The 13,833-nt window shown below is 55.1% G+C and carries 8 protein-coding genes; 5 read left to right on the forward strand and 3 right to left on the reverse strand.

Features of this window, described 5'->3' with window-relative positions; genetic code table 11:
- The first annotated feature begins 12 nt into the window (after nt 1–12).
- Genes NT073_RS19985 through NT073_RS20005 form a run of 5 tightly spaced genes read left to right on the forward strand, consistent with a single transcriptional unit; the run spans nt 13 to nt 10,649 of the window.
- The gene (locus NT073_RS19985) at nt 13–2,586 is read left to right on the forward strand and encodes a glycerophosphoryl diester phosphodiesterase (protein WP_297376924.1); all 2,574 of its coding nucleotides are present in this window, start codon (nt 13–15) and stop codon (nt 2,584–2,586) included.
- Between the two features lie 27 nt (nt 2,587–2,613).
- Nucleotides 2,614–4,338, forward strand: a complete 1,725-nt coding sequence (locus tag NT073_RS19990; RefSeq protein ID WP_297376926.1) for a sodium:solute symporter family protein — start codon at nt 2,614–2,616, stop codon at nt 4,336–4,338.
- Between the two features lie 18 nt (nt 4,339–4,356).
- The gene (locus NT073_RS19995; protein ID WP_297376927.1) at nt 4,357–6,411 is read left to right on the forward strand and encodes a glycoside hydrolase family 2 TIM barrel-domain containing protein; all 2,055 of its coding nucleotides are present in this window, start codon (nt 4,357–4,359) and stop codon (nt 6,409–6,411) included.
- Nucleotides 6,389–8,683, forward strand: coding sequence for an FAD-dependent oxidoreductase (locus NT073_RS20000; RefSeq protein ID WP_297376929.1), 2,295 nt, complete (start codon nt 6,389–6,391; stop codon nt 8,681–8,683). The genes NT073_RS19995 and NT073_RS20000 overlap by 23 nt, the downstream gene beginning before the upstream one ends.
- A 25-nt stretch (nt 8,684–8,708) precedes the next feature.
- A complete protein-coding gene (locus NT073_RS20005) occupies nt 8,709–10,649 on the forward strand; it encodes a cellulase N-terminal Ig-like domain-containing protein (protein ID WP_297376931.1) in 1,941 nt (646 codons plus the stop codon).
- Between the two features lie 78 nt (nt 10,650–10,727).
- Here NT073_RS20005 and NT073_RS20010 read toward each other — a convergent pair whose 3' ends face one another.
- The 3 genes from NT073_RS20010 to pepT form a co-directional block, all read right to left on the reverse strand.
- A complete protein-coding gene (locus NT073_RS20010; RefSeq protein ID WP_297376933.1) occupies nt 10,728–11,366 on the reverse strand; it encodes a ribonuclease H family protein in 639 nt (212 codons plus the stop codon).
- A 124-nt stretch (nt 11,367–11,490) separates the two neighbouring features.
- The gene (locus NT073_RS20015; RefSeq protein ID WP_297376935.1) at nt 11,491–12,459 is read right to left on the reverse strand and encodes an MBL fold metallo-hydrolase; all 969 of its coding nucleotides are present in this window, start codon (nt 12,457–12,459) and stop codon (nt 11,491–11,493) included.
- A gap of 75 nt (nt 12,460–12,534) precedes the next feature.
- Nucleotides 12,535–13,797, reverse strand: a complete 1,263-nt coding sequence (gene pepT, locus NT073_RS20020) for a peptidase T (protein ID WP_297376936.1) — start codon at nt 13,795–13,797, stop codon at nt 12,535–12,537.
- Nucleotides 13,798–13,833: the final 36 nt, after the last annotated feature.

A 13,833-nucleotide genomic window follows, 5' to 3' on the forward strand; every position in this document is an offset into this window, starting at 1 on the left:
AATACTCATTCCATGCACTCTATCTGGAAAATTGCACTTATAAGCGTAGGCTGGCTTACGGTACGGGCTCAATCGAATCCGCCAATAGAACTGGCAAACGAGCGTGTCAGGATCAGTTGGAAAAACACCCCGGCTGGCTGGGCCATCGGCCAGGTGGCCGTGCGAAAAGGCGCGAACTGGGTAAACCTGTCCGCACCGTCCGGCGAAAACACGCTGCTGTATGCCGCAGATAAGCCTTCCGATAAGCCCGATACCACCTTCAAGGATATTACGGGCCAGCCTTTCCCCGCAGAAAGATACCATTATCAGCAGAAACAATGGGCTGAAAGCACCAACCCGGTGTCACTGAACAAGGCGGGCAAGGCGCTGCATTTTTTTCCGAAAGAAGCGAAACAGACACGTCCGAACAGCCTGTCGTTTCAGCACGACACAGAAGCGGCTATGGTCAGCACGGTCTGGTCATTCGATCCCCGATTCCCGTCGGACATTGTGGTGAAACAGACCGTCACCGCCAGAAAGCCGGGGTATTTTTCGCTGGCCAGTCCGACGATGTTCAGTGTTTCGGAGCAAAATCTGGGCTGGGCAACCATTCCGGGCTATTTTCAGGGCAACAAACTCCAGCCGAACTTCGCGCTGGCCTACGCCTACGGGCATGGCATTCCGACGATTCCGGCCGTTTACCGGGAGCGCTGCGCCAGCACCCTTTGCCCGATGGTGACGACAAAAACCGGCGTTACCATCGCGGTTATTCCGGAGCCGGGCCTATCGCGCGACCCCTGGGCCGTGGATAAAAGCACGCAGATCGACTGGGAGATTGGCTTGTCGCACATGAACCGGAAGGCGCAGCTTTCACCAACGCTCTACTACCCTGTGCTGGGACAGCCAAAATCCAGCCTGCAACCCGGCGAAAGCATCAGCTATACATTCCGGTACAGCCTGACGGATGGCGACTGGTTCAAAGCCCTCAACCATGCCGTATACGACATCTATCAATTCAGGGAAACGCTGGCGCTGCGGCAGTCAACCCAATCGCTGACGGAGCGTATCCAGAAGATGCACCACTACCTCACCGATCCGAAAACCTCGCTTTGGAATATCGAGGAGTTTGAGGGCAAAAAACTGGGTGCTCAGTCGTACCTGGGTGGCGTTGTCGGTTCCGACAGAGATGCCATGAAAAACTCCGACTACGGCGCCATGTGGATGCTTGCCAACGCCACCCACGACCCGCTCCTGACCGAAAACGTGCTTCCCTACGCCGAAAACTTCAAGCTGGCCCAGCAGGAAACCGGCACCAGTTTTTTCAAAGGGGCTCCCGAAGGACAGTATTATCTGGCGAAGTCGAAGAAGTTTGTGGAGGAATGGGGCTCCGTCGTGGAGCCGATTGGCCTGACGTATTACACCCTGCTCGACATGGGCAACATGCTCCTCTTCGACCCGGCCAATACGGAACTCAAAGAGCGGCTGCGACTAGGTGCCGACCGGTTGCTGACCTGGCAGAAACCCGATGGCCGCTGGGCGGTGGCCTACGACCGGAACACCGAACAGGAGATCTTCACCGATGTTCAGGATGTGCGCCCCACCTTTTACGGGCTGATTGTTGCCTACCGAATCCTGAAAGACCCGAAATACCTGGCTTCCGCCCGAAAAGGGGCCGACTGGTTCATCAAAAACGCGGTCGAGACGGGGAGTTTTCTGGGGGTCTGTGGCGATGCGCGCTACGCGCCCGATTTCGCAACGGGCCAGTCGGCGCAGGCGTTGCTGGATTTATATGACCTGACGAACGACATCCGCTACCAGCATTCGGCGATTACGGTGGCCAAAATTTACACGACCTCTATTTACACCCACCCCATTGCCAGCCATAAACCGAAAACGGTCAATGGGATTCCGCGCGAAGACTGGGAAATCAGCCAGACGGGCTTGAGCTTTGAGCATGGCGGCATTTTTGGCTCGGCCACGCGGCTGGGACCTATTCAGTTGTGCAGCCACGCGGGCTTGTTCATCCGCATGTATCAACTGACAAAAGAGCCGATTTTTGCGGACATGGCCCGGTCAGGCGCTATCGGCCGGGATGCCTTTGTCGACCCGAAAACGAGTGTGGCGTCTTACTACTGGGAACGGATGAACAAAGGATCGGGGCCGTATCCCCACCATGCCTGGTGGCAGATCGGCTGGCTTACCGACTACCTGATGGCCGAAGCTGAACTCCGCTCGGCGGGAAACGTCACGTTTCCGCGCGGGTTCGTTACGCCTAAAGTAGGGCCGCACCAGACATACGGTTTCCGTGCGGGTGCTGTGTATGGCCAACCCGCCAGTCTGCTTGTTCAGGAAGGGCTGGTGCAGCCAGATAGCCCGGTTATCGACTACATCCTGACCCGCTCTGCCGATCAGAAAAAGCTGTTTATCGTTTTGCAGAACAATCGGGCGCAGGCCACGAAGACAACGGTAAAGCTGAACCCGGCCGTCCTCCAGAAAACTTTCGCCAAGGCCCGCTGGCTCCCGACAAACCAGGCTGTTCCTCCAGGCGACATCACCCTCGAACTACCGGGTTTTGGACAGCAGGTGCTGGAAGTGGAGTTAAGATAAACGTATTTTTTGATAGGTTTTCAGCTTATGAATACAACCATTGATACCGCCGTTATCGTTATTTTTTCGGCCTTTGTGCTGGTCATCGGCATGTTGTTTGCCCGTACCGGCCGCAACCTAAAGTCTTTCTTTGCCGGGGGCGAAGCAGTGCCCTGGTTCATTGGGGGGCTGTCGCTGTTCATGAGCTTTTTTTCGGCAGGTACGTTCGTCGCGTGGGGAAGCATTGCCTATAAATACGGTTGGGTGGCCATCACCATTCAGTGGACCATGTGCATTGGGGCCATCATCACCGGACTTTGGCTGGCCCCCCGCTGGAAAAAAACAGGGGCTCTTACAGCCGCCGAGTTCATTCGGAAGCGGCTGGGGCTACCCGTCCAGAAAACCTATATCTTCATTTTCACTCTGGTCAGCATCTTTATTAAGGGATCGGTGCTGTATCCGGTGGCGAAGCTGGTGAGCGTATCACTAAGTCTTCCGCTGGTACCCACCACCATTGGTCTGGGCATTTTCATGATTGCCTATACGGCCGTTGGTGGCCTTTGGGCCGTGATGGTGACCGATATTCTTCAGTTTGTTGTGCTGTCGGCCGCCGTATTCATCCTGATGCCACTGGCGTTCGATAAAGTCGGCGGGTTCGACGCATTCACCCAGAAAGTACCCGCTACTTTTTTTGAACCGCTCAACGGCGAATACACCTTCGGATTTGTGCTGGCATTTATATTCTACCACATCGCTTACATTGGTGGAAACTGGACGTTCGTGCAGCGGTACACCAGCGTCGACAGTCCTAAATCGGCCCGTAAAGTGGCGTTTCTGTTTGCCGGGCTTTACCTCGTCAGCCCGATTATCTGGATGCTGCCACCCATGATCTACAAGGCCATCAACCCATCGCTGGTGGGGCTCGACACGGAGAATGCGTACCTCGAAATCTGCCGATTGGTATTGCCACCCGGCCTGCTGGGGCTAATGCTCACAGGCATGTATTTCTCTACGTCGGCGAGCGCCAACACCGCGCTCAATGTGGTATCGGCGGTCTTCACGAATGACATTTACAAAGGCATCATCAACCCCGGAGCCACCGACCGGCAACTTATCCGGGTAGCCCGGCTGTCGTCGTGGGGGTTCGGTATGGGCATGATCGGCATTGCGCTGCTAGTACCTTATGTGGGCGGCATTGTCGAAGTGGTGCTGAGCATTGGGGCCGTAACCGGTGGTCCTCTGTTGGCTCCGGCCATCTGGGCGCTATTCTCCAAACGGCAAACGGGCCGCACCACCTTATGGATAACCTGTTCAACACTTGGCCTGAACCTGGTTTTTAAGCTTATCCTCCCGGTGCTAATCGGTTTCAAACTGAGCCGGGCCGAAGAAATGGTGATGGGCATGGGCGTACCCATTTTGCTGCTGGCCATTGCGGAATGGCTGGCGTCGCGCCAGACCACCGTTAGTGCTGACTACCTGCGCTGTGTGCAGGAAAAAGCCGACACACCCGTGATTTCGTCGGACGATGCGGCTTCGGAGGCACTGGAAACAAAACGGCAAAATCGTTTTGGGCTGAAAGTTATTGCGGGTGCGCTGGCGTTCACGGCACTCATGCTGCTGGGGCTCAGCCTGCTCACGGCGCAGGGGGCGGGCGTAACAGCGCTTATTGCCATCCTCATTTTGTGCGGTGCCGCGTTTTCGTGGTTTGCCGCCCTCCGCATTCAGGTACTTCCCGAACCTACACCCCTGATGCGGGAAGTTAATCACCCCTAAACTTACCTTAACCTAGCTATGCGTCAACGACTTCTTTTTTTGGTACTGATAACGCTTTGCGCTTCTGCCAGTTTTGCCCAATACACCATCCGCGACCCGAACGCAATTCCGCTGCATGGCGAATGGCGATTTGCCCTTGACCCCGTCGATGCGGGCGAACGGGGCAACTGGTATCGGGACGATGCCTCCCTGAATCGGTGGGAGAAGGTCACGGTGCCGCACTGCTTCTCGGTCGATCCCCGCTTTCAGTTTTACACCGGAACAGCCTGGTACCGCCGGACTTTTCCGTTTCAATCCACTCCCGGCAAACGGGTTATCCTGCATTTCGATGCGGCTTATTACGCAACGTCGGTCTGGGTAAACAACCGAAAAGTCGGGACGCACGAAGGCGGCTATACCCCGTTTCAGTTCGACATTACCGACTTTCTGCAAGCAGAATCGGCCACCGGCGCGTTGAACACCATCGCTGTTTCGGTTAATAACAATACCTGGAAAACAACGACCATACCTGGCGCGAAGGATAACAACCTGCCCGAATCGTTTCCGGGCTGGCTCAACTACGGTGGCCTGATCCGGCCCGTTTACCTGACCGTAGAGCCGGAAGTATATGTCGAAAACGTCAAAGCGGAAGCTAGTCCAGACTTAGTGAAAGGCACCGCGACGTTAGTCCTTAAAACCCGAATTCGGAACGCGGGCAAACAGGCTATCACGCCAAAACTGGCCTTCCGGGTGGAACAAAACGGCAAACCTGTTGTGCTGACCTGGAAGCAGCCAGCGGGTTCTGTTGCCGCTGGCCAAACGACGGTACTGGAAGCCGAAACGGTTCTAAAGGCCGCCGACGTAAAACTTTGGAGCGTCGATCAGCCCACCTTGTACGATCTTCAAGTCGTTTCCGCCACCGATACCGTTCGGACGCATTTCGGTATTCGAAAAGTAGAGGTTCGCAACGCACAACTGCTGCTAAACGGACAGCCGATCAAGGTAGCGGGCGGAAACCGCGTCGTTGACCATACGGGTCTGGGCTCGCTGGAACCCGACTGGCTGGTGGAAAAAGACATGCGCCTGATGAAAGAAGCGGGTATGGAACTGCACCGGCTCACCCATTATACACCCTCTGAAACTGTGTACGACTGGGCCGACCGCAACGGGATGCTGATCATCAGCGAAGCGGGCAACTGGCAGCTGACGCCCCGGCAAATGGATAACGATACCATGCGCACCAAGTTTCGGCAGCAGTTTCGGGAGATGGCCGAGCGCGACTGGAATCACCCCAGCGTGATTGCCTACAGCGTGGGTAACGAATACCTGTCTGAGCAACCGGCAGGCCAGCGGTGGACTAAAGACATGATCGCTTACGCCCGCGAACTCGACCCTACGCGTCTGTACACCTTCGCATCCATGCGATTGAATACCCTGCCCAAAAAACCGGAAGATGAAGCCAGCCAATACTGCGACTTCATCTCGACCAATACCTATGGCAATCACGCCAACATCCTGAAACACATCCACTCGCTTTATCCCGACAAGCCGATTTTTGTCAGTGAATACGGCACGCGGGCCGATGGAAAAGAGGGCGAAGCCGGTCAGGTAACGCACATCGAGAAGTTCCTGGCCGATATCCGGCCACTGCCGTATGTAGTGGGTGCATCGTGGTGGTCGTTCAACGATTACCTGAGTCGGCACGACGGTACCAACCCGGACGGCACCCGACCGTGGGGGCTCGTTCGGGGCGACCGCTCGAAACGGTTGCTTTATAAGGCACACCAGACCGGCATGGCCCCCGTTACTATTGAAAAAGTAAGCTGGACGACGGGCGGTGAGGGTGTTCACAATGTTACCCTGCGCATTACCGCCCGTCCTGATTTCCCGGCCTACACCCTCAAAAAATACCAGTTGAAAGTAGATAAAATGCGGCTGACTATTCCCGATTTGCAGCCGGGCCAACAGGCCAACCTTACGCTCCCGGTGCGTGGTTTTGACAAGACGCTAACCGTCGAGGTCATCAAACCAACCGGCTTTTCAATTCTTACCCAAACGATTGATTCAACGAATGATACGCGAGCAAGCAACTGATAAACGTACACTCAAGAGCATTCACCACGAAGCCGACCTGCTGGTTGTTGGCGGGGGGCTATCCGGCGTCTGCTGCGCGCTGACAGCGGCCCGGGCGGGCATTCGCGTGCTGCTGGTGCAGGACAGGCCCGTGCTGGGCGGCAACTCCTCCAGCGAAGTGCGGCTCTGGGTGCTGGGGGCCACCTCCCACATGGGCAACAACAACCGCTGGGCTCGCGAAGGGGGTGCCATCGACGAAATTCTGCTCGAAAACTTATACAGAAATCCCGAAGGTAACGCGCTTATTTACGACACCATTCTGCTCGAAAAAGTAGTACTGGAACCCAACATTACACTGCTGCTGAACACGGCCGTTTATGCGGTGGAGATGGATCCGAACAGCGGGTCAGAAACCAGTAGCCGTATCAAATCTGTGAGTGCTTTCTGCTCGCAAAACAGCACTACCTACGAGTTGACCGCTCCCCTCTTTTGCGATGCTTCCGGCGATGGTATCATGGCTTTTCAGGCGGGTGCGGCCTTTCGGATGGGGGCCGAATCGAAAGAGGAGTTTGGTGAAAAGTTCGCCCCCTCCGCCGATTACGGCGAGTTGCTGGGCCATTCCATGTACTTCTACTCGAAAGATACGGGGAAGCCGGTTCGGTTTGTGCCGCCCGCTTATGCCTTGCAGGACATCACCCAAATCCCCCGTTTCCGCTCGTTCAACGTCAATGACTACGGCTGTCGGCTGTGGTGGATCGAATATGGCGGACGGCTGGACACCGTTCACGACACCGAAACCATCAAGTGGGAACTCTGGAAAGTGGTGTATGGCGTGTGGAACCACATCAAAAATTCGGGTCAGTTTCCGGAGGCTCAAAACCTGACACTCGAATGGGTTGGGCAGATTCCCGGCAAACGCGAGAGCCGTCGATTTGAGGGTGATTACATGCTGACCCAGGCCGATATTGTGGAGCAACGCACCCACGATGATGCCGTAGCGTATGGCGGCTGGTCGATCGACCTGCACCCGGCAGACGGGGTGTTTAGCGAAAAGCCGGGCTGCAACCAGTGGCACAGCAAAGGCATTTACCAGATTCCATATCGGTGCCTCTACAGCCGAAACGTCGGTAACCTCTTTTTGGCGGGCCGTATCATCAGCGCGTCACACGTGGCCTTTGGCTCGTCGCGGGTGATGGGCACGAGCGCCTACGTGGGGCAGGCCGTGGGCATGGCCGCAGCCGTTTGCATCCGGCAGCAACTTCGTCCGGCCAACCTCACCGGCGAGCAATTAAAAACGCTGCAAACGGAGTTGATGAAGACAGGCCACCACATTCCCGGCCTTCGGTTACAGGACGGGCAGGATGTGGTTCATATGGCCCGACTATCGGCTTCCAGCGAACTGACGCTAAGTGAACTACCTCACGACGGACCATTGATCCCATTGCGCCATTCGGCGGCACAGATGCTGCCCCTCACACCCGGTCCCGTTCCGAAACTGACGTTCTGGGCTACAGCCGCGCAAGACACCACCCTGACCGTCGAACTCCGCCGAAGCAGTCGCCCCGAAAACCACACGCCCGACGTTACACTGGAAACCAAACAGGTTGCGCTGCATACCGGAAAACAGTCGGTCAGCCTGCACTTCGATGCGTCAATGACCGACACAGCCTATGCCTTTATCTGTTTTAGCGAAAACAAAGCCGTTTCCATTCAGGGTAGCCAGTTACGCGTAACAGGCCTGTTATCGGTGTTCAACAAAACCAACCCGGCGGTATCGAACTACGGCAGGCAGGAGCCCACCAACGACATTGGCGTCGATACGTTTGAGTTCTGGACACCCGAACGCCGACCTAATGGCCATAATATCGCCTTGCAGATTGAGCCGCCACTGAGCCCTTTTGCCGTAACAAACACTCGAAACGGTGTTCAACGACCCACCTATCAGCCTAACGCCTGGGTCGCTGATCGTCAGGATACGAACCCAACGTTAACGCTTCAGTGGGATAGCCCCAAACAGATTCGAGAAGTCGTGTTGCACTTCGATACCGATTTTGACCATCCACTGGAATCGGTGCTGATGAACCACCCCGAAACAGCGATGCCGTTCTGTGTCCGGGATTTTATCCTTTGCAACGACCGCAACGAGCGCATTTACGAACAGACCGGCAATTACCTCAGCCAACAGGTTATCCGGTTTGACGAGCCGGTGGAGACCAGAAGCCTGAGCCTACACCTCAGCGCCATGAATGGAGCGGCTCCCGCTTCGCTGCTGGAAATCAGGTGCTATGAATAAGCCATTGACCAGACCCTTCTCCTCTATGCTTATCCTCAGAACGACACTACTGCTTCTCTACTTTTTCTTGAGCCATAAGGCCTTGGCTCAGGTCAATCCGCTGGCGGTACCGCTGGTCAATCAGGCGGGGTATAATCGTGGTGAAGCCAAACGGTTTGTCTGCTACGAAGCCGCCGACGGTACTCCTTTTCAGCTCATTCGGCAATCGGACAAAGCCGTTGTCTTTAGCGGAAAGATTACAGATCGGGCGGGCGATTTCTCCGCATTCAACCCAAAAGACGCCAGGGCGGAGTACGTGGTGAGCATCAAAGGCCGGGCACCGAGTGTACCCTTTCGCATTGCCGACCACCTGATCGAAGGCATTTCCTCGAAACTGGCCTACGATTTTTTCGTGGATGTTCGCGGATCGGAAGACCCCGTCCATTCGAACGAAGCGAAGGTGTACGGCGGTGGCCCCTCCCGCGATCAGGGGTCGTACGGGCTTGAAACAACCTTCGAAACACTTTTCTATGCATCAAACCCGGCCCTGTTCGATCGCTGGACAACGGAACTCGGCGACAAAAAAACGGCTGATCTGATCGACCTCATCCTCTGGCATGGCGAGTTTGCCTATCATCATGTGGATTACAACGGCCCGGTGGCTAATCGGCACGGCACGCTTGGCTACGAAGGTCAGCCGCGTATGAACTACGACTACTGGAACACCCTCGACCAGCTGGCTGCGGTTTGTGCGGCTTACCATACATTTCTAAAGCCCTACCTGCCCCGGCAAACCTACCTGAACTACCGAAACGAGTGCCGTAAACGCTGGCAGGCTTACGACCGGCACAAAGTAGTTCGGCACTGGACACAAAGCACCAAATGGGTAGACGAAGGCTTTCAGGAATTCAACGAAATGGGTAACGCCTTCGGGCAGTCGGTGTTCAGTAACCTGTTCATGTACCTTTCGGAGAAGGAGGACGCCGACGGGCAGCCCGATCAGTACCTTCACTGGGCACAGGAAAGCGCCGAAGACATCATCAAAAACTGGGACTTCACCAATCCCCGGCATATGTGGTGGATTCGGAATGCCGAGCACATTACCCCACAGGCACTGGCCTTTTTCCTGCTCGTTGCCCCCGACAAAGCCCCCAAAGGCACCCGCGAGAAACTCATGGCCTGGCGCGACCACATGAAGCAGAAAACCGCCAATTTCTGGCAGTACCGGGTTCACAGCGAAACGGAATGGGCGCACCCCCATACCAAAGAACTGGGTGGCGCTCCGGCCCTGGGCGGTTCGATGTTTGCCGTAGCCCATCTGCTCGGCGACCGCGAGCTACGTACTATTGGCTGGTCGCAGGTGAATTTCGTATTCGGACTCAATCCTGTCGGGGCGCACTTGAGCAATAAAAGCCCTGAACGGCTGGCCATTAATGGCTACTGGGAAGGGGTGGAAAACGGCTGGCCGAGCGCGCACCCCAATGGCTACGGCCTGCTGGGCAAGGTACGCGGCACCCTCGACGGTACGCCACTCGACGCCCAGTTCCCCCGACCCGGCAGAGCTATACCGGCCAACGATTCGACAGCCGGAAAAGGTGATCACATTGGCCAGAACGCGTATGCTACCGAAGGCTGGGCCATCTCGAACCGGGGCTGGATGACTACCCTCACCTTTGCCCCTCTGGGTACGCAGAAAATCCGGGCTCTGGACACTACAGGAAAAAAGCCGTTACAAACCGGAAAAGCCGGGCAAACCGTCGTCCTCGAACTGACCGCAGCCTTAAATCAAGACCCTGCAAAAGCCGAAGCAGGCTGGGTGTTGGTAAGCCTCGATGGTAGCGCCCCCATTCAGGTGCTCGTTCAGGAAACCACCCCCGACTCGGGAGTTTTTACGGCGCGTTACCAACTTCCAACTGGTGCAAAACAAGCTGTCATATCCTACGGCTATTGGGGACTGGGCGTAAAAAACACTATTCGAATCCGTTAATCGCTAAAAAACCTACGAAGGAGTTCAGTTCAATCGAATAATCGGGCAAACCGGTTAAATCCTGTTAAAATCCCGGTCCTATTTCCGCCCGAAGTCGGCCGGGTTCTCGCCCCAGACGGTAGTTTCCCACTTTAAAACAGGATTGGCGAATCGGTGTGTCTTTAACCAGGTTTCGGCCCGCTCCAGCAATTGGAAGAGTTCAGCGTTGCGGGATGTTTCTTCAAGTTTAGTATTGGCCTTTTTCTTAGTCACCCAGCCAATGGCCGTTCGGGAATCGGAATAAACCGGAATGTTGCTATTCTTTTGATACAGCAATGCCAAGGCGTGGACAATGGCCAGAAACTCACCGATGTTGTTTGTCCCATCGGCATAAGGTCCCATCAGGAACAGCTTTTGCCTGGTTGCCAGGTAGATGCCCTGATACTCCATATCGCCGGTAGCGGTGTTCCAGGCCGCATCGACCACCAGGCTATCCTGAATGGGCAAACCAACTAATTCAGTTAATTTCCCCTGCTTACCCGTTACTTTGGGTGCCTGGCCAATGTGTACATGTGGCTTTTCCTTGAAGGCTTTCAGGGCAGCGGGTTTACTGTCAAATGACTTGAACAGGGGTTTGGCAAATCCGTCTGTCTGGGCTTTGGCTTCGTCCCAACTATCATAAACGCCCGGTTTTCGGCCTTGCCAGACAACATAAAATTTAGGCTTTTTCTGAGCCATAGACTATCTTCTTTTTCTCAAAAGTAAGTACACAATTACGTTTGAGAAATAATCTTACGGACAAAAACGGATTTAACGCAAAAAGCCCTGCCTAGGCAGGGCTTTTTGTATCATGCAATGTCGACTAGTCGTTCTGCTTCACAATCGACCAGATTGCGTAACCAACCACGCCGGTCAATATGCCAAGGCCAAGTACCCTAGCTACGTGGAATGAGGTCGGTGCGGGCATATCTACGATGCCATCTTCGTCGGTAATGGCCGGTTGTTTTACGTACCGGCCTTCCGATGGAATGGAACGGGCTTCAAACTCGTGCGCCAGTTTATTTAACCCCAGTTTCAGGTCGAGGCCCCGTACGGATACGCCATGCCCCGTTCCGGCAGCTGCCGGATTCAGGTTATTTAACTTCTGTACCGATTCTTTGGCAGCTTCCCAGTCGCAGGTGAAGTAGGCTGGAGGGCCATGAAACTCCTCCCGTTGGGTAGCCACCGCCGTAATGGCGTTCTGGTTTGTCGTTACGAAGGCATCGCCGGCAATGAGCGTTCGGTCCTTATCCCGAAACAGGGAAATGTGGCCCGGTGCGTGGCCCGGCGTATGAATTGCACGCCAGCCGGGTAATTCAGGGATCTCTCCATTGTCCGGAAGCGCTTTAACCTGGTCTCCAAAGTCCATTGGGCCAATGGGAAACACCCACGACATATACGACATGCCGCCCCCGCCAATGGCTGGATCTGGTGGCGGATAGCTTGATTTACCCTGTAAAAAGGGCAGCTCAAGTTTGTGGGCGTACACGGGTACATCCCAGTCTTTCAGCAGCGTTTTCAGCGAACCAGTATGGTCGGCATGGCCGTGCGTCAGGATGATTGCGTCGGGTTGGGTACCGGGGCCAAATAACTCTTCTGCCCGCTTTTTTATCTGGCTGGCATAGCCCATAAAGCCTGCGTCGACCAGCACCCAATGGTTACCGTGACCGGGCGTACCGATAAAAAATACGTTTACAAACAATGTTTTTATACCCGCTACATCGGCAGTAACATCATAGGGTGTTTTACCGTCGGTGTCGACTGATACCTCCTGTTCTAATTGAGTTTCCATGAGCGTTGAGTTTAATTTCCCTTTAACCCATGGAAACAATAGATTGTTTCTTGATGTGTAGGAATGGAAACAGCATTAGCTGCGTTCTTCCCATACCTGCGCTACGTTGACAATCACCTCAACGGCTTTCTGCATATCCTGCACCGATACCCACTCCTGCCGGGAGTGGAAGGCATGTTCACCAGCAAAGATGTTCGGGCAGGGCAAGCCCATAAACGACAGCCTAGACCCGTCCGTACCGCCCCGTATGCTGCGCCGTCGGGCTGAAAGCCCCGCCCGTCGAATGGCTTCAAGTGCGTTGTCGACTACGGCGGGGTGCTGGTCCAGCACGTCTTTCATGTTGCGGTACTGCTCTTTTACGACAAACTGAGCCGACGAACCGGGGTAATTGGCCAGCACATCATTCAATTGATTTTGCAGGTACGTTTCCTTTTCCTGCAAACCTACTTCGGTGAAATCGCGGATGATAAACTCCAGAACGGCTTTATCCTGATTGCCTTCCAAGCGCGTTGGATGCACGAACCCTTCCTTCTCCTCCGTCGTTTCGGGCGACAGGGCATCTTTCGGTAAAACAGCCAGCACATCGGCGGCAATTTTCAGGGCATTTTCGAGTTTGCCTTTGGCAAAGCCGGGGTGCGTACTAACGCCCTGAATGGTGATCTTGACGGCATCGGCCGAAAAGGTCTCGTCTTCGAGTGTGCCCAGGGATTCTCCGTCGATGGTATAACCAAAATCGGCTCCGAGTTTGGCTATATCTACCTTTTCGGTACCGCGCCCCACTTCTTCATCGGGCGTAAACAGCAACCGGATACGGCCGTGTTTTATGTCCGGATGTGCCAGTAAATAGGCAGTGGCCGCCATGATTTCGGCCAGCCCGGCTTTGTTATCTGCCCCCAGCAGGGTTGTCCCGCTGGCGGTGATGATGTCGTTCCCAATCTGGCTGGTCAAATCAGGATGATCGGCTACGCGGATAAGCTGGGTCGGATCATCCGGCAGGATAATATCATCGCCATTCCATTGCCGGTGAATGATGGGTTTTACCCCGGCCCCGGTCACGTCGGGCGATGTATCGACATGGGAGCAAAAGCAGATCGTTGGTATATTCGACTTTTCAGAATTGGCCGGAATGGTGGCGTACACGTAGCCCCACTCGTCCATTTCGGCATCGGTGATGCCCAGATCGAACAGTTCCTGCACCAATACCCGGCTGAGGTCCTTCTGTTTTTCGGTACTCGGATTCGTTGTCGATTGCGGGTCCGACTGGGTGTCTATCTGCACATACCGCAGAAAGCGTTCGACTAAGCCGGGCTGATTTTCAGATGCTTGATAGTTCTCCATTCACGTATTTCCTCGAATTTCAATGGTTTGGTTAAG

The organism is Spirosoma sp. (assembly GCF_026391055.1).
GTDB lineage: Bacteria > Bacteroidota > Bacteroidia > Cytophagales > Spirosomataceae > Spirosoma.